14 protein-coding genes are annotated in these 16,000 nt (G+C 71.1%); 6 read left to right on the top strand and 8 right to left on the bottom strand.

Annotation, left to right across the window (positions count from 1 at the left end):
- Nucleotides 1-250: 250 nt before the first annotated feature.
- The 3 genes from MQN93_RS29790 to MQN93_RS29780 all read left to right on the top strand — a co-directional run bounded on the left by MQN93_RS29790 (nucleotide 251) and on the right by MQN93_RS29780 (nucleotide 3,624).
- Nucleotides 251-1,834 carry a TROVE domain-containing protein gene (locus MQN93_RS29790; protein WP_242711978.1) on the top strand — a complete coding sequence of 528 codons (1,584 nt, stop codon included), beginning with the start codon at nucleotides 251-253 and terminating at the stop codon, nucleotides 1,832-1,834.
- Nucleotides 1,835-1,942: 108 nt separating this feature from the next.
- A complete protein-coding gene (locus MQN93_RS29785) occupies nucleotides 1,943-2,587 on the top strand; it encodes a GntR family transcriptional regulator (protein ID WP_242711977.1) in 645 nt (214 codons plus the stop codon).
- A 20-nt stretch (nucleotides 2,588-2,607) separates the two neighbouring features.
- Nucleotides 2,608-3,624 carry a 1-aminocyclopropane-1-carboxylate deaminase gene (locus MQN93_RS29780; RefSeq protein WP_242711976.1) on the top strand — a complete coding sequence of 339 codons (1,017 nt, stop codon included), beginning with the start codon at nucleotides 2,608-2,610 and terminating at the stop codon, nucleotides 3,622-3,624.
- On the opposite strand, the gene MQN93_RS29775 is transcribed toward MQN93_RS29780, so the two are convergent.
- Nucleotides 3,621-5,051, bottom strand: coding sequence for an MFS transporter (locus MQN93_RS29775; RefSeq protein ID WP_242711975.1), 1,431 nt, complete (start codon nucleotides 5,049-5,051; stop codon nucleotides 3,621-3,623). The two genes, MQN93_RS29780 and MQN93_RS29775, sit on opposite strands and share 4 nt — an antisense overlap.
- A 159-nt stretch (nucleotides 5,052-5,210) precedes the next feature.
- Between MQN93_RS29775 and MQN93_RS29770 the strand changes: the two genes are divergently transcribed.
- Nucleotides 5,211-5,777 carry a TetR/AcrR family transcriptional regulator gene (locus MQN93_RS29770; protein WP_016436167.1) on the top strand — a complete coding sequence of 189 codons (567 nt, stop codon included), beginning with the start codon at nucleotides 5,211-5,213 and terminating at the stop codon, nucleotides 5,775-5,777.
- Between the two features lie 10 nt (nucleotides 5,778-5,787).
- Here the strand turns inward: MQN93_RS29770 and MQN93_RS29765 are convergent, their stop codons facing one another.
- The 7 genes from MQN93_RS29765 to MQN93_RS29735 all read right to left on the bottom strand — a co-directional run bounded on the left by MQN93_RS29765 (nucleotide 5,788) and on the right by MQN93_RS29735 (nucleotide 13,213).
- Entirely contained in the window at nucleotides 5,788-6,996 is a 1,209-nt protein-coding gene (locus tag MQN93_RS29765; protein ID WP_242712066.1) for a TerD family protein, read from the bottom strand.
- Between the two features lie 101 nt (nucleotides 6,997-7,097).
- Nucleotides 7,098-8,087: a zinc-dependent alcohol dehydrogenase family protein gene (locus tag MQN93_RS29760; protein WP_016436169.1), complete on the bottom strand. Its 990-nt coding sequence runs from the start codon at nucleotides 8,085-8,087 to the stop codon at nucleotides 7,098-7,100.
- On the bottom strand, nucleotides 8,084-8,932 hold the full coding sequence (locus tag MQN93_RS29755) for a carbohydrate ABC transporter permease (protein WP_016436170.1): 849 nt from the start codon (nucleotides 8,930-8,932) through the stop codon (nucleotides 8,084-8,086). Before MQN93_RS29755 ends, MQN93_RS29760 begins: the two co-directional genes overlap by 4 nt.
- Nucleotides 8,929-9,867 (bottom strand): carbohydrate ABC transporter permease, encoded by a 939-nt coding sequence (locus tag MQN93_RS29750; protein ID WP_016436171.1) that lies wholly within the window; start codon nucleotides 9,865-9,867, stop codon nucleotides 8,929-8,931. The genes MQN93_RS29755 and MQN93_RS29750 overlap by 4 nt, the downstream gene beginning before the upstream one ends.
- Nucleotides 9,864-11,237, bottom strand: coding sequence for an ABC transporter substrate-binding protein (locus MQN93_RS29745; protein ID WP_016436172.1), 1,374 nt, complete (start codon nucleotides 11,235-11,237; stop codon nucleotides 9,864-9,866). The genes MQN93_RS29750 and MQN93_RS29745 overlap by 4 nt, the downstream gene beginning before the upstream one ends.
- Nucleotides 11,238-11,311: 74 nt before the next feature.
- The gene (locus tag MQN93_RS29740; RefSeq protein ID WP_016436173.1) at nucleotides 11,312-12,091 is read right to left on the bottom strand and encodes a DeoR/GlpR family DNA-binding transcription regulator; all 780 of its coding nucleotides are present in this window, start codon (nucleotides 12,089-12,091) and stop codon (nucleotides 11,312-11,314) included.
- Nucleotides 12,092-12,388: 297 nt separating this feature from the next.
- Nucleotides 12,389-13,213 (bottom strand): NAD-dependent epimerase/dehydratase family protein, encoded by an 825-nt coding sequence (locus tag MQN93_RS29735; protein WP_016436174.1) that lies wholly within the window; start codon nucleotides 13,211-13,213, stop codon nucleotides 12,389-12,391.
- A gap of 238 nt (nucleotides 13,214-13,451) precedes the next feature.
- Between MQN93_RS29735 and MQN93_RS29730 the strand changes: the two genes are divergently transcribed.
- Complete coding sequence (locus MQN93_RS29730; RefSeq protein WP_242711974.1) at nucleotides 13,452-14,399, top strand: 5-dehydro-4-deoxyglucarate dehydratase; 948 nt, start codon at nucleotides 13,452-13,454, stop codon at nucleotides 14,397-14,399.
- The gene (locus MQN93_RS29725) at nucleotides 14,396-15,559 is read left to right on the top strand and encodes a hypothetical protein (RefSeq protein ID WP_242711973.1); all 1,164 of its coding nucleotides are present in this window, start codon (nucleotides 14,396-14,398) and stop codon (nucleotides 15,557-15,559) included. Before MQN93_RS29730 ends, MQN93_RS29725 begins: the two co-directional genes overlap by 4 nt.
- Nucleotides 15,560-16,000: the final 441 nt, after the last annotated feature.

The following is a 16,000-nucleotide window of genomic DNA, read 5'->3' as shown; positions in this document are numbered from 1 at the left end:
AGCTCAGGGGTTAGAGCACCTACGTCGGTTCCGCCGACCTCGATCTCTGGACATCTACAACTTCATGCACCTCCCGGTGCGCGGGCCGCGGCTACTTCTTTCGCAAAGAAAATCCGATGCCGCAGCCGACTTGATCTCGGGAGGCGCAGTTCAAGGTGTGTGTCCGGAGCGCGGGTCTGCTCTCGATTCCGGGCACCTTCCCTTTGCTGCGCCTCCCTCCGAAACAGCAAGGAATTCGGGGGAATTCACCATGGCGCGATTCAATCGCAAGGGCGCGAAGGCGCAGCCCGTTTCGCGGGTCACCTCCACGGGCCGAGTGCTCCGTACGTACGAGGGCGGCCGCGGCCGTGAGCGGGACACGCGTTCCGAGCTCTTTCTCCTCGCGGTGGCCAACTTCGTGTCGCAGCAGGCCTTCTACGAGACCGGCGCCGACCGCGACGACCGCTTCGCACGCCTCGTGCGCGAGCTCGCCGTCGAGGACCCGGACTGGACCGCAGGCCTGCTCCGCTGGCTGCGCGGCGAGGGCAATCTCCGTACCGCCTCGATCGTGGGCGCCGCGGAGTACGTGAAGGCGCGCCTCGACGCGGGCACGACGGACGGGCCGTCGAACCGGCAGGTCGTGGCCTCGGTGCTGCAGCGCCCCGACGAGCCCGGTGAACTGCTCGGGTACTGGACGGCGAGGTACGGCCGCAGCGTCCCCAAGCCCGTCAAGCGGGGGATCGCCGACGCCGTGCGACGCCTCTACAGCGGCAAGTCGCTGCTGAAGTACGACACCGCGTCCAAGGGCTACCGCTTCGGCGACATCCTCAACCTGGTGCACGCGGCCCCGGACCCGGACAAGCCGTGGCAGGGCGAGCTGTTCCAGTACGCCCTGGACCGCCGGCACAACCCGGACACCGCGGTGCCGCCCGCGTCGAGCCGCGTCCTGACCGCGCACCGCGCGCTCATGGCGGTGCCGTCGGCCGAGCGGCGCGCGGTGGTGACCTCCGAGGGCGGCGCCCAGCGGCTGGCCGCCGCCGGGATGACCTGGGAGGCGCTGGCCGGGTGGCTGCGGGGGCCGATGGACAGGGCGGCGTGGGAGGCCGTCATTCCGTCCATGGGCGCCATGGCACTGGTGCGCAACCTGCGCAACTTCGACGAGGCCGGTGTGTCCGACGAGGTCGCAGCCCGGGTCGCGGCGAAGATCAGCGACCCGGCGGAGGTCGCGCGCTCGCGGCAGTTCCCCTTCCGGTATCTGGCCGCGTACCGGCACGCGCCCTCGCTGCGCTGGTCGTACCCGCTGGAGCAGGCGCTCGGTCACTCGCTGGCCAATGTGCCCGCGCTGCCCGGCCGGACGCTGGTCCTCGTGGACCGCTCGGGCTCGATGTTCTACTCGCGGATGTCCGACCGCACGGAGCTCAGCCGGGCCGACGCGGCGGCGGTCTTCGGTACGGCGCTCGCGCTGCGGGCGGCGAACGCGGACCTCGTCGAGTTCGGCTCGACGAGCAACCGGATCAGGTACCGCAAGGGTGAGTCCGTGCTGAAGATCCTCGACCGCTTCGGCGACCTGGGCGGCACGGACACGACCGGCGCGGTGCGCAGGCACTACCGCGGGCACGACCGGGTGCTGATCGTCACCGACGAGCAGTACAGCTACAGCCACCACGGCGACCCGACCGAGCAGGTCCCGTCGCGGGTGCCGGTCTACACCTGGAACCTCGCCGGTTACCGCGCGGGCCACGGCCCGTCGGGCACGGCGAACCGGCACACCTTCGGCGGCCTCTCGGACGCGGCCTTCCGGATGGTGCCGCTGCTGGAGGCGGCCCGGGACGCCGACTGGCCCTGGGCGGTCTGAGGGTCTGAGCACCGAGGCGTGGCCCGCACTTCACGGGGGTGCGGGCCACGCCCTTGTCCGTCTCCGGCTCTTGTCCCTCGACGAGACTGACATCTAACATTTCAGTTCATGGAGGCCATACGACCCGTCCGGCGCACCCTCCTCCGGGACCGCGCCTACGAGGTGATCCGTGACGCCATCGTCGGCGGGGAGCTCGAACCCGGTGCGGTGGTGCGGGACGGTGAGCTCGCCGAGCGGCTCGGGCTGTCGCGGGCGCCGGTGCGGCAGGCGTTCTCGCGGCTCGTGGACGAAGGGCTGCTGGAGAGCAAGCCGCAGAGCTACACCCGCGTCACCCCGCTGGTCACCGCCGACGTACGGGACGCCGCGGCCGTGGTCGGCGCCCTGCACGAGCTGGTCACGCGGACCGGGGTGCCCCGGCTGACCACCGAGGGCGTTCGCGCCATGCGCGTGGCCAACGAGCGCTTCGCCACGGCCGTCGGCGCGGGGGACGTCGACGGGGCCCTGCGGGCCGACGACGCACTGCACGACGTGCTCGTCAAGGCCGCGGGCAACGGCGCGGCGGCCGCCACCATCGCCCGCTACACCCCCCTCATCCGCCGCCTGGAGCGACGTCGCTTCGGCGAGAGCTCCTGCCGTTCGGCCGGACTGCACGAGCGGTTGATCGATGCCTGCGCCGCCGGTGACGCCGAGGAGGCGGTCCGTGTCACCGCGGAGATCTGGCGCACTCTCGCCGACCTCGCCGACGACGACTGATCCCGACCCCGGGAGGACTCATGTCCCTTTCCTCGTACGAGCGTTACCCCCTCCTCTTCGGCCCGTCGCCGGTGCATCCGCTGGAGCGGCTGACCGCGCGTCTCGGCGGCGCCTCGCTTTGGGCCAAGCGCGAGGACTGCAACTCCGGCATCGCCTACGGCGGGAACAAGACCCGCAAGCTGGAGTACCTGGTCGCCGACGCGCTCGCCAAGGGCTGCGACACACTCGTCTCGATCGGTGGGGTGCAGTCCAACCACACCCGCCAGGTCGCGGCCGTCGCCGCCCGCGCCGGGCTCAAGTGCGTGCTCGTGCAGGAGAGTTGGGTGGACTGGCCGGACTCCGTCTACGACAAGGTGGGCAACATCCTGCTCAGCCGGCTGGCCGGGGCCGACGTACGCCTGGTGAAGGCCGGGTTCGGCATCGGCTTCAAGGAGAGCTGGGAGCAGGCGCTCAGGGACGTCGAGGAAGCGGGCGGCACGCCGTACGCCATCCCGGCCGGCGCCTCCGACCACCCGCTCGGTGGCCTCGGCTTCGCCGGATGGGCGTACGAAGTCGCCGAGCAGGAGCGGGAGTTCGGGGTCTTCTTCGACACCGTGGTGGTGTGCTCGGTGACCGGCTCCACCCAGGCGGGCATGGTCGCCGGGTTCGCCGCGCTGGAGGAGGCGGGCGGACGGCCGCGCCGGGTGATCGGCATCGACGCCTCGGCGAAGCCCGCCGCCACCCGCGACCAGATCGCGCGGATCGCCCGGAACACCGCCCGGCTCATCGGGGTCGAGCGTGAGCTGACCGAGGCGGACGTCGAACTGGACGAGCGCTATCACGCCGGGGTCTACGGCATCCCGGACGAGACCACGCTGGCCGCGATGCGGCTGGCCGCCCGCACCGAGGGCATGGTCACCGACCCGGTCTACGAGGGGAAGTCGATGGCCGGGATGGTCGACCTGGTCGAGCGCGGCGAGATCGGCCCGGACTCCACGGTGCTCTACGCCCATCTGGGCGGCCAGCCCGCGCTCAACGCCTACAGCGCGCTGTTCTAGACGGTCCGTCCGCGCCGCCCGGTGATCACGAACGCCGAGACCAGCAGGGCGGCGAGGGCGATCAGCGCCCCGACGCCGAACGCGCGCGCCGAGCCCTCGGTGAGGATCTCGGCCGGGGTGCCCGAGGCGTGCCGGGTCGCCGTGCCGAAGACGGTCACCAGGACGGAGAGGCCGAGGGTGCCGCCGAGCCACTGAAGGGTCTGCAGCAGGCCGGAGGCGGCACCGGCCTCACGGGGTTCCACGCGGGCGAGGATGGTCGCGTTCAGCGGCATGAAGCTCAGGCCGACGCCGATGCCGATCAGCAGCAGCGGGCCGAGCAGGCCGGACGCGTAGCCGTCGCCCGGTTCGAGGCGCCACAGCCAGGCGGCCGCGGTGACGAGCAGGCCCATGCCGGTGAGCAGCAGCGGTTTGGCGCCGGTCCTGGCCAGCAGGCGGGGCACGAAGCGGACGGTGACGAACATCGCCAGCGTCATCGGCAGGAAGGCGAACCCGGCGCGCAACGGGCTGTAGTGCAGCACCTGTTGGCTGATCAGCGTCAGGAAGTAGAAGGCGCCGAACATGCCCGCGGGCAGCAGCAGTACGCCCAGGTAGCCGCCCGCGCGGTTGCGGTCGGACAGCAGCCGGAGCGGCATGATCGGCTGGCCGGCCCGGGACTCCACGAGGGTGAATCCGGCGAGCAGGGCGGCCGCCGTGCTGAAGCCGAGCAGGGCCCAGGTGTCGCTCCAGCCGGCCTCGGAGACCCGGATGAAGGCGTACACCAGCGACGTCATGCCCGCCGTGCCGGTGAGGGCGCCGGCCGCGTCGAACCGGCCCGCGTGGCGCGGTGTCTCGGTGACAGAGCGGGGCAGGGCGAACGCGACCACGGCGCCGATCGGGACGTTGATCAGCAGGGCCCAGCGCCAGGACGCCCAGGAGGTGAGCATGCCGCCGAGGACCAGGCCGACGGAGGCGCCGATGCCGGCCGTCGAGGAGTAGATGCCGAGGGCGTGGTGGCGGCGCGGGCCCTCGGGGAAGGTGCCGGTGATCAGGGCGAGGGTGCTGGGTGCGACGAGGGCGGCGCCCATGCCCTGCAGTGCGCGGGCGGCGAGCAGCCAGGCGCTGTCGGTGGCGAGTCCGCCGAGCAGGGAGGAGCCGGCGAAGAGCAGGACGCCGGTGGTGAGGGTGCGGCGGCGTCCGATGATGTCTCCGACGCGTCCGCCGAGCAGCAGCAGTCCGCCGAAGGCGAGGGTGTAGGCGTTGAGGACCCAGGACAGACCGGTGCGGGTGAAGCCGAGGTCCTGCTGTATGTCGGGCAGCGCGACATTGACGACGGTGGAGTCGACGCCGACCATCAGGTAGGCGGTGACGATGACGAGCAGGACGGTGCCGAGCCCGGCGGGGTGCTGTGGTGTCGTGGGTGCTTCGGTGGCGGTGGACGGGGTGGACATGGAGTTCTCCCGTTTCGAGGTCCCCGGTGGGTGCGCGCGGGCAGCACGAAGCAACGGATCATGGGCAGGCGAGGTTGACCGCGGAGATAACCGGGGACTGTCTCCGTTTAACTCTCGCTAAAATACGGAGAGAGTCCCCGGTTCGCAAGGAGTATCTGAATGGCGCAGGTCAAGCCCATGCGAGCGGACGCTCGGCGCAACTATGAGCGGCTGCTGAAGGTGGCGGCCGAGGCCTTCGCCGAGCACGGGGAGAGCGCGTCCCTCGACGACATCGCCAAGCGGGCGGGGGTGGGCTCCGGCACGCTGTACCGGCACTTCCCGAACCGCCAGGCCCTGCTGGAGGCGGTCTACGTCGACGCGATCGAGGCGCTCGGGAGCCGCGCGGACGAACTCGCGCGAAAGCTGGCGCCCGGTGAGGCGCTGGTGGAGTGGCTCTACGAGGTCTGTCTCGGCACGATCGAGGTCCGCGGCCTGAAGTCCCTGCTGGGATCGGCCGTTTCGGACGGGAGCAATGCCGCGCTCACCGCCTGCGCGACCCATATGAAGTCGGCCGCGCAGCGGCTGGTGGAGGCCGCCCAGCAGGAGGGGACCCTGCGGCGGGATGTCGAGCCGGTCGACGTACTGCGGCTGGCCCACGGGGTGTCGACCGCGTCGGAACTCGCCAACGGCGGCACGCAGCACCTCCGCCGGTATCTGTCACTGCTGACGGAGGGGCTGCGCGCGTAGTCGTACTCGGTCAGAGGGCCTGGGCGGCCGGCTTGACCATGTTGCGGACCGTGCGGGCCTTGACGAAGTCGCCCATCGCGGTCATCTCCCACTCGCCGGAGAACTGGCGGATCAGCTTCGCCATCATCACGCCCGTCTGGGCCTCGGCGTTGGTGAGGTCGAAGCGGACAAGCTCCTCGCCGGTGGCGGCGTCCAGGAGGCGGCAGTAGGCCTTGGCGACCTCGGTGAACTTCTGCCCGGAGAAGGAGTTCACGGTGAAGACCAGGCCCGTCGCCTCCGGCGGGATGCGGCCGAGGTCGACCGCGATCACCTCGTCGTCGCCACCGCCCTCGCCCGTGAGGTTGTCGCCGGAGTGCTTGATCGCGCCGTTCAGGATGGACAGCTTGCCGAAGTAGCAGCTGTCGATGTGGTTGCGCTGCGGGCCGAAGGCGATGACCGAGGCGTCCAGGTCGATGTCCTTGCCGCCGTAGGCCGGCTCCCAGCCCAGGCCCATCTTGACCTGGCTGAGCAGCGGACGGCCGCCCTTGACCAGGGACACGGTCTGGTTCTTCTGCAGGCTGACCCGGCCCTTGTCGAGGTTGATCTTCCCGGTGCCGGGGGCGGGGGCCGCGGCGGCCGGCGGGGCCTGCGGAGGCGGCGGCGTGGTGGACAGGGGCGGGGCCGGCGGCGTCACCGGGGTCTGCACCGTGGGCTGCGGCGGTGCCACGGGGGCGGCCGGCGCGGCGGGCTCCTCGACCGTGACCCCGAAGTCCGTGGCGATGCCCGCCAGGCCGTTGGCGTACCCCTGGCCGACCGCGCGGGCCTTCCACTGGCCGTTTCGCAGATAGATCTCGACGACCACCAGGGCCGTCTCCGCTCCGAGCTGCGGGGGTGTGAACGTGGCCAGGACGCTGTTGTCGTCCGCGCTGCGGATCGTGGCCGTCGGTTCGATGCCCTGGAAGGTCTGGCCCTGGGCGTCGGGGCTTGCGGTCACCACGATCTTCTCGATGCCCGGGGGGACGGCGGCGGTGTCGACGACGATCGCGTCGGGCGCCGCACCCCCGCCCGAGCGGTAGGTCACGCCCGGGCCGCTCGGCTGGTTGTAGAAGATGAAGTCGTCGTCGGAGCGCACCTTGCCGTCGCCGGTGAGCAGCAGGCCCGATACGTCGAGCCGCACCGGGGCGGCGACGTCCACCGTCACGCGGGCGGTGGGAAGAGGGATGTTCGAGCCGGGGGTCATAGCTGTCATGCCCCTTGAACGAGCGAGGGCGCTTTACCGTTCCCTTACCCTTCGATCATTCGGGGGAGCCGCACACCCCCGGCCCGGTTCCCGGCCAATACCTACGGAACCACCACGATCTTGCGGCCCACCCCGGACGCGAACTGGTCCAGCGCCTCGGGGTAGCGGTCCAGCGGGAGGCGGTCGCTGATGAAGATCTCCGGGTCCAGGACGCCGTTCGCGAACAGCTCGGCCGCCCGCTCGTAGCTGTGCAGCACGGCCATGGAGCCGGTGATGGTGATCTCCTGGTTGTAGATGCGGTACGGGTCGATCGTCACGCGCGTCGCGTAGTCGGCCACCCCGAACTGCAGGAAGGTGCCCGCCTTGGCGACGCGGTCCAGGCCGTCCTGGATCGCGGCCGCGTTGCCGGTGGCGTCGATCACCAGGTCCCAGCCCTGCGGGCGGTCCAGCTCGTCCGGGGTGGCGGCGGACGCCGACACCCCGAGCGTGCGGGCCGTCTCCAGACGGGCCGGGTTCAGGTCCACCATGTCCACGCTCGCCGCGCCCGTCCGCTTGGCGAGCTCCAGCATCATCAGGCCCATCGTGCCCGAGCCGTAGATCAGGACGTGTGCGCCGAGGCGGGACTGCAGGACGTCGTAGCCGCGCACGGCGCACGACAGGGGCTCCACCAGGGCGGCGTCCTCGGTGCGCACGTGCTCGGGCAGCTTCACGCAGTTGGCCACCGGCGCCACCGCGAACTGGGCCGCGCCGCCGGCCGTGGTCACGCCGATCGCGGCCCACCGCTCGCAGAGGTTGTTGTGCCCCGTACGGCAGTAGCGGCACTCGTAGCAGTACAGCGACGGGTCGACCGCCACCCGGTCGCCGATCGCGACCTCCGTGACCTGGGTGCCGACGCCGACCACCTGACCCGCGAACTCGTGTCCGGGCACGATCGGCAGCTTGGGCGCGAACTCGCCCTGGAGGATGTGCAGATCGGTGCCGCACAGACCGCAGGCCGCGACCTCGACGACGACCTCGCGGGGCCCTGGCGTCGGGTCCGGGACCTCGGTGACGACGGCACGGCCCACGGACTCGATGACGGCGGCCTTCATTTGACGGCTCCAAGCGACAGGCCCTGGACCAGCTTGTCCTGGGCGGCGAACCCCGCGGCGAGCACCGGCAGGGAGATGACGAGCGACGCGGCGCACACCTTCGCCAGGAACAGGCCCTGGCTGGTGATGAAGCCGGTCAGGAAGACGGGGGCGGTCTCGGCGACCACGCCCGTCAGGACCCGGGCGAACAACAGCTCGTTCCAGCTGAAGATGAAGCAGATCAGGGCGGTCGCCGCGATGCCCGGAAGCGCGATCGGCGCCACCACGCGGGCGAGGATGACCGGCAGCCGGGCGCCGTCGATCTGCGCCGCCTCGATCACCGCGACCGGGACCTCGGCGAGGAAGGACTGCATCATCCACACCGCGATCGGCAGATTCATGGAGGTGTAGAGGATGACCAGCAGCCAGATGTTGTCCAGCATGTCCGTGTTCTTGGCGAACAGGTAGATCGGCAGCAGGCCCGCCACGACGGGGAGCATCTTCGTCGACAGGAAGAAGAACAGGACGTCGGTCCACTTCTTCACCGGGCGGATCGAGAGCGCGTACGCCGCCGGGAGGGCGAGCAGCAGCACCAGGATCGTCGAACCCACCGACGCCACCGCGGAGTTGATCAGCGCCGGCCAGGGGCTCGCGCCGCCGCCGGAGCCGAAGAACTCGCGGTAGCCGTCCAGGGTGAGGGCGGCGCCGAAGGACGGCGGGTTGGTGGCCGCGTCCGACTCGGAGTGGAAGGACGTCAGCGCCATCCACGCGATGGGCAGGAAGAAGACGATCCCGACCAGCCAGGCCACCAGGCCGATGCCGGCTCCCCTGCGGCGGGGGCGGGCCGATGCGGCGACGGTACTCATGCGCGGGACACCTCCTCGCGGAACAGGGACGACACCACGCGCAGCGCGAAGGTCGCGATGATGATCGAGCCGATGACCACCAGGACGCCCGCGGCCGAGGCGAGGCCGTTCTCATGGGCCTGGTAGAAGCTCTGGTAGACGGTGTAGGGCAGGTTGGCGGTGCCCAGGCCGCCGGACGTGATCGTGAAGACCGCGTCGAAGTTCTGCACGATGTAGATCGAGCCGAGCAGCGCGCCGAGTTCGAGATAGCGGCGCAGGTGCGGAAGCGTCAGATGGCGGAAGATCTGCCAGTCGCTCGCGCCGTCCACCCGCGCGGCCTCCAGCTGCTGGCTGTCGCGGCTCTGCAGGCCGGCCAGCAGGATCAGCATCATGAACGGCGTCCACTGCCAGACCAGGGAGGCCTCCACCGCGAGCAGCGGGGTGTTGGAGATCCAGTCCGGCTGCGGCCCGCCGACGTAGTGCAACAGGCCGTTGAGCAGGCCGTACTCGGGGTTGTAGAGGACGTGCTTCCACAGCAGGGCCGCGGCGACCGGGACCACCAGGAACGGCGCGATCAGCAGCGTGCGGACCACGCCCCGGCCGCGGAACTTGCGGTCGAGCATCAGGGCGAGCGCCAGGCCGAGGACCAGGGAGGCCACCACCACCGCCACCGTCAGCAGGACGGTCGTCCACACCGAGTGGCGCAGATCCGCGTCGGTCAGCACCTCCTGGTAGTTGTCGAAGCCCGTGAAGTGACGGGCCTTCGGGTAGAGGGCGTTCCAGTCGAAGAACGAGATCACCAGCGTGGCCACGAAGGGGAGCTGGGTCACCACGATCATGAAGACCAGGGCGGGCAGCAGCGGGGCACGGGTGGCCCAGGCGCGCAGTCGGGCGGGGGGTGCGCCCTTGGTACGTACGGGAGTTGCGGCTATCGGAGCCGTAGTCGTGGCTGTCATCGCCCCTCGTACTCCTTCGAGATCTTCTCGGCGAGCTTCTGGGACTTCTTCAGGGCCGAGTCGACGGACTGGCGTCCGGCGATGGCCGCGCTGATCTCCTGGGAGACCTTGGTGCCGAGATCGGTGAACTCGGGGATGCCGACGAACTGGATGCCGGGCGCGGGGCGCGGCTGCACCCCCGGATTGTTGGGCTTCGCGCTCTCGATGGCCTCCTTCGTCATCTCCTGGAAGGACGCCGCCGACTTGCGGTAGTCGGCGTTCGCGTAGGTCGAGGCGCGTTTGCCCGCGGGCACGTTGGGCCAGCCGCTGGACTCGCCGACCAGCTGCTCATAGCCCTTGCTGGACGCCCAGGACACGAACTTCCAGGCCTTGTCGGGGTTGTGGGAGGCCTTCTGGATGCCCCAGGCCCAGGTGTAGAGCCAGCCGGAGTTGTCGGTCTTCTCCACCGGGGCGGGCGCGTAGTCGAGCTTGCCCTTGACGGGGGAGCCCTTGGCCTCCAGCGAGCCGGCCGCGGACGTGGCGTCGTACCACATGGCGACCTTGCCCTGGGTCATGTTGTTCAGGCACTCGGCGAAACCGGACTGCGCGGCACCGGACTCGCCGTGCTTGCGCACCAGGTCGACATAGAACTGGGTCGCCTTCTTGAAGGCGGGGGAGTCCAGTTGGGCCTTCCAGTCCTTGGTGAACCAGGTGCCGCCGAAGGTGTTCACCACGGTGGTCAGCGGCGCCATCACCTCGCCCCAGCCGGGCAGGCCGCGCAGGCAGATGCCGTGCATCCCGGGCCTGGCCCCGTCGACCTTCGCGGCGAGGTCGGCCACCTGGTCCCAGGTGGGGTGCGCGGGCATCTTCAGGCCCTTCTCGGCGAAGATGTCCTTGCGGTACATCAGGAAGGACGACTCGCCGTAGAAGGGCTGGCCGTAGAGCTTGCCGTCGTCGGCGGTCAGCGACTGGCGCATCGGCTTGAGGACGTCCTGCTCGTCGTACGCCGCGTCCTTGGCGACGTACGAGTTCATCTCGTGCAGCCAGCCGTTCTTGGCGTAGATGGGGATCTCGTAGTTGGAGAGCGTCGCCACGTCGTACTGGCCCGCCTGGTTGGCGAAGTCCTGGCTGATCTTGTCGCGGACGTCGTTCTCCGGCAGGACGGTGAAGTTCACCTTGATGCCGGTCTGCTTGGTGAAGTTCGCTTTGGTGAGCTTCTGCAACTCCACCATCTGCGGGTTGTTGACCATCAGGACGTTGATGGAGTTGCCGCCGGAACCGGACCCGCCCGCCCCGACCCAACAGCCGGAGAGCAGCGGGGCGAGCAGCGTCCCTGCGGCGGCCATGGCGAGCGTTGCTCGCGGTGGCCGTCGTCGGCTCTGGGTGCGCATGGATCGCTCCTGGACATAGGGGGAGATAAGGGGCGCTTTGGGGTGTGGAGATGCCTTGCGGGACGGCCGCCGGGTCAGACCCTGATGACCTGCGGCCCCTGCAAGGAGTAGCGGTGGGCCTCGGCCGACGGCAGCAGCGTGCTGGTGACGATGGTCTCCAGTGCGCCGATCTCGGCGAAGCGGCAGAAGCTGACCGCGCCGAACTTGGTGTGCACGCCCGCGAAGACCGTGCGGCGCGCGGCCCGGATGGCCTGCGCCTTCACCTCGCTGACGGCCGGATCGGGGGTGGTCAGGCCGTGCTCGCGGGAGATGCCGTTGGCGCCGACGAAGGCGAGGTCGATGACGAAGCCGGCCAGCATCTTCGTCGTCCAGTGGTCGACGGTGGCCAGCGTGCCGGAGCGGACCCGGCCACCGAGCAGCAGCACGGAGATGGCGTCGGCCTCGGCGAGGGTGCCGGCCACCGGCAGGGACGCGGTGACCACGGTCAGCGGCCGGTCCCTGGGCAGTGCCTCGGCGATGAGCTGCGGGGTGAAGCCCTCGTCGACGAAGACCGTCTCGGCGTCCCCGAGCAGTTCGGCCGCCGCGGACGCGATCCTGCGCTTCTCGGGCACATGGCTGGTGGCGCGGAAGGCGAGCGTCGTCTCGAAGCCCGCGCTCTCCACGGGATAGGCGCCGCCGTGGGTGCGGCGGACCAGACCGTGGTCCTCCAGGGCGCGCAGATCCCGCCGTACGGTCTCCTTGGCCACGCCCAGCTGGTCGGCGAGCACGGTGACGTCGACGGAGCCGGTGGCGCGCGCGACCCGCACGATCTCGCGCTGACGTTCTTCAGCCGTCTTCGCGGTGTTCGCCGTCATCGCCGCAACCGCCTTCCTTGCTCACTGCCCGTTCGGGCCCGGGTGGGGCCCACGGGGGAAGTTTTACCCCCGGTGTGCCGCACTGACCAGGCTTGTTGCACGCCCGATGCTGCCCGTATGTGCCCGTTTGCAGAGCGGAGTGCCCGCCTCGGACCTGCGCGCCTGCGAACGGACGCGTGAGATCGGGCAGGCGCGGTGCCCGAATGCGACGGCGGGCGGGCCCGTTCGGTGCCCGCCCGCCGTTCGCGAACGATCGATTTCCGCCGTACGGCGGAGCCGGAGGGACCGGCCGAAGGCTCAGTAGGGCCAGATCGGCGGGTCGCTCACGAAGTGGCCGCCGAGGTGGGCGTGCGCGATGTTGTCCGGCTCCAGTTCGCCCTGCTCGGCGATCAGCTTCTCCGCGTACGGCTCGGAGTCGTCCTGCGGGTCGTAGCCGAGCGCCCGCGCGGTCGACAGGTCCCACCACAGGCGGGTGTTGGCCGAGGAGCCGTAGACGACCGTGTGGCCGACGTCCTCGGCGGTCAGGGCCGCGTGGAAGAGGCGGGCGCCGTCGGCCGGGCTCATCCACACCGAGAGCATCCGCACGCTGGTCGGCTCCGGGAAGCAGGAGCCGATGCGCACCGAGACCGTCTCCAGGCCGTGCTTGTCCCAGTAGAGCTGGGCGAGGTCCTCGCCGAAGGACTTGGACAGGCCGTAGAAGGTGTCCGGGCGGCGCGGGGTGTCGATCGGGATCAGCGCGCTCGCCGCGAACGGCGGCTCGCCCTGGGGGCGCGGGGTGAAGCCGACCGCGTGGTTGGAGGAGGCGAAGACGATGCGGCCGACGCCCTCCTCGCGCGCGGCCTCGTAGAGGTTGTACGTCCCCTCGATGTTCGCCGCGAGGATCTTCTCGAAGGGGGCTTCCAGGGAGATGCCGGCGAGATGGATGATCGCGTCGACGCCCCGCACGGCCTCGCGCAGGGCGTCCCGGTCGGCGAGGTCCGCGGTGATCGCGTCGGGCTCGCCGTCGATCGGGCGCAGGTCGAGCAGGCGCAGTTCGTAGCCGAAGGCGGGGAGCAGGTCCCGCATCAGGGTGCCGAGTCCGCCGGCGGCGCCGGTGAGCAGAACGGTGCGGGGAGCGGGCATCCTCGGGTCTCCTTGGTCCGCCGCCGATGACGGCCGCATGCGTGGACAGAATTCACATTCGTGGACACGCTAAGGAGCGCGGCCCGACTCCGTCAAGTGTCGCGCGGAGCGGCCGAATCCGTCGATGTCTTGCGGGTTTGCGCGCTTGACCTGCCGCGAGTCGGCTCCATAGTGTGGCGATGTTCAGAAATATAGACACCGATCAGAAGAACGTACGCGCCTGCCACAGGGAGAGCCCGTGACGCCATCCCCCCTCGCCGCTCGACTCAGCATCCCCAGCGGGCCGCTGTTCTTCCCGGTCACCGCCTTCGGCCCGGACGGCTCGGTCGACCTCGACGTGTACCGCACCCATGTGCGCCGCGGGGTCGACGCCGGGGCCGCCGCGGTCTTCGCCTGCTGCGGCACCGGCGAGTTCCACGCGCTCACGCCCGAGGAGTTCGAGGCGTGCGTACGGACGGCCGTCCAGGCGGCGGACGGGCGGGTGCCGGTCGTCGCCGGCGCCGGGTACGGGACCGCGCTCGCCGTGCGGTACGCGCGCCTCGCCGAGGCGGCGGGGGCGGACGGCCTGCTCGCCATGCCGCCCTATCTCGTGGTCGCCGGGCAGGAGGGGCTGCTGCGGCACTACCGCGAGGTGGCCGCCGCGACCGCGCTGCCCGTGATCGTCTACCAGCGCGACAACGCCGTGTTCACGCCCGAGAGCGTCGTCGAGCTGGCCCGCACGGACGGCGTCATCGGCTTCAAGGACGGCCTCGGCGACCTCGACCTGATGCAGCGCATCGTCAGCGCCGTGCGCACCGAGGTCCCGGGCGAGTTCCTGTACTTCAACGGCCTGCCCACCGCCGAGCAGACCCAGCTCTCCTACCGCGCCATCGGCATCGGCCTGTACTCGTCCGCCGTGTTCTGCTTCGCCCCGGAGATCGCCCGCGCCTTCTACGAGGCGCTGCGCACCGGCGACGAGACCACCGCCCACCGCCTCCTCGACGGCTTCTACCGGCCGTTCGTCGAGCTGCGGGCCCAGGGGCGGGGTTACGCCGTCGCCCTGGTCAAGGCGGGCGTACGGCTGCGCGGCCTGGACGCGGGCGAGGTGCGGCCGCCGCTGCACGAGCCCACCGAGGACCATGTCAAGCAGCTCGCGGCGCTGATCGAACGCGGGTACGCGCTGCTGGAGGAGCTGGAGGACAAGTGAGGGCGTCGGCGTTCGTCTACCCCTGGGACGTCAACGGGGACCCCGAGGCCGCGCGGCGCATCGCCGCGCTCGGGGTGCGGCAGGTGACGCTGGCCGCCGCGTACCACTCCACGCGCGCGCTGACGCCGCGCCACCCGCGCCACCGCATCGTCACCGCCGAGCACGCCGCCGTGCTCTACCCCACGGACGCGCGCTGGGAGGGGCACGAGATCAGGCCGTACGCGGCCGGCGACTGGGCGCCCGGGGACGCGTACGGCGAGGCCGCGCAGGCGCTCGCGGACGCGGGGCTCGACGTGCACACCTGGGTCGTGCTCGCCCACAACTCCCGCCTGGGCGCGGAGCGTCCGGACACCTCCGTCGTCAACGCCTACGGCGACCGCTACCCGTGGGCCCCGTGCATCGCGCAGCCCGCCACGCGCGCGTACCTCGTCGAACTGGCCGCCGAGGCGGCCGTACGGCCGGGCGCGCGCGGCACCGAGCTGGAGTCACTCGGCTGGTACGGGCTGCAGCATCTGCACGCCCACGACAAGACCGGCGGAGTCGCTCTCGGCGACGCCGGTACGTATCTCATGGGGCTCTGCTTCTGCCCGTACTGCCGTGAGGGGTACGGCGAACAGGGCCTGGACGCGGACGAGTTGGCGGCCGGTGTGCGCGACGCGCTGGAGCCGCTGTGGCGGGGCGCGCCGGACGACGGGGGCTGGGCCGGGGTCGAGAAGCTGCTCGGCGAGGCCACGGCGGCCGCCACGCGCGCGTGGCGCGACGAGAGGGCCCGCACCCTCCAGGAGGAGGCCGTCCGGGCGGTGCGCGCGGCGGCCCCCGAGGGCTTCCAGGTGCTGCTGCACGCCGATCCGGTGACGTACCACGTCGGCGCCAACGTCGGCGTGGACCCCGCACACATCCTGTCCGTCGCCGACGGCGTGGTCGTCCCGTGCACCGGCGGCACGGACCTGCTGCCCCCCTTCACCGAGCAGCGCCACCAGAAGAGCGTGATCGCCGCCAACTTCACCGTGGTCTCCGGCATGGGCGGCAACCCCACCACCCTGGCGGCGAACGCGACCCGGGCCAGAGACCTCGGCGCCACACAACTGCGGCTGTATCACGCCGGGTTGGCGTCGGACGAGGACCTGTCGCTGGTGGGGGAGGCACTGGCGCGGCTCTGAACCAGGGCCGGGGCCGTCACCAGCGGCGCCATGGCCGGGGACCGGGGGATTCGGCGCCTCCCAATTGCGGCTCCATCAGGCCGGGTTGGCCTCGGACGGCGATCTGTCGCAGGTGGGGGAGGCGCTCGCCCGGCTCTGAACCAGGGTCACGGCCGGCCGTCACTAGCGGCGCCACGCCGGGGCCGGGAGGAGCGGGCGGTGGTCGACCGGTTCGACCAGTCTCGTGCCGGGGGGCGAGATCGGCACTCTGGCGGTGGACGAGGCGGGGCCGGGAGGAGTCGATCCCTCCCAAGCGCGGCTGCATCAAGGCGGGTTGTCGTCGGACGGCGACCTGTCGTTGGTGGGGGAGGCACTTGCCCGGCTCTGAATCAGGGTCACGCCCAGTGCCGGGAGGAGCAGGCGGTGGTCGACCGGTTCGACCAGTCCCGCGCCGACGGCGAG

It is taken from the genome of Streptomyces spinosisporus (assembly GCF_022698145.1).
In the GTDB taxonomy this organism is placed as follows: domain Bacteria; phylum Actinomycetota; class Actinomycetes; order Streptomycetales; family Streptomycetaceae; genus Streptomyces; species Streptomyces spinosisporus.
The sequence above is the reverse complement of the archived record's forward strand: the minus strand, read 5'-3'. Positions and strand labels throughout refer to the sequence as shown.

Bases quoted from the DNA above. Each gene is read 5' to 3' on its own strand.
- MQN93_RS29790 (WP_242711978.1), top strand. From the start codon at position 251: ATGGCGCGATTCAATCGCAAGGGCGCGAAGGCGCAGCCCGTTTCGCGG.
- MQN93_RS29785 (WP_242711977.1), top strand. From the start codon at position 1,943: ATGGAGGCCATACGACCCGTCCGGCGCACCCTCCTCCGGGACCGCGCC.
- MQN93_RS29780 (WP_242711976.1), top strand. From the start codon at position 2,608: ATGTCCCTTTCCTCGTACGAGCGTTACCCCCTCCTCTTCGGCCCGTCG.
- MQN93_RS29775 (WP_242711975.1), bottom strand. From the start codon at position 5,051: ATGTCCACCCCGTCCACCGCCACCGAAGCACCCACGACACCACAGCAC.
- MQN93_RS29770 (WP_016436167.1), top strand. From the start codon at position 5,211: ATGGCGCAGGTCAAGCCCATGCGAGCGGACGCTCGGCGCAACTATGAG.
- MQN93_RS29765 (WP_242712066.1), bottom strand. From the start codon at position 6,996: ATGACCCCCGGCTCGAACATCCCTCTTCCCACCGCCCGCGTGACGGTG.
- MQN93_RS29760 (WP_016436169.1), bottom strand. From the start codon at position 8,087: ATGAAGGCCGCCGTCATCGAGTCCGTGGGCCGTGCCGTCGTCACCGAG.
- MQN93_RS29755 (WP_016436170.1), bottom strand. From the start codon at position 8,932: ATGAGTACCGTCGCCGCATCGGCCCGCCCCCGCCGCAGGGGAGCCGGC.
- MQN93_RS29750 (WP_016436171.1), bottom strand. From the start codon at position 9,867: ATGACAGCCACGACTACGGCTCCGATAGCCGCAACTCCCGTACGTACC.
- MQN93_RS29745 (WP_016436172.1), bottom strand. From the start codon at position 11,237: ATGCGCACCCAGAGCCGACGACGGCCACCGCGAGCAACGCTCGCCATG.
- MQN93_RS29740 (WP_016436173.1), bottom strand. From the start codon at position 12,091: ATGACGGCGAACACCGCGAAGACGGCTGAAGAACGTCAGCGCGAGATC.
- MQN93_RS29735 (WP_016436174.1), bottom strand. From the start codon at position 13,213: ATGCCCGCTCCCCGCACCGTTCTGCTCACCGGCGCCGCCGGCGGACTC.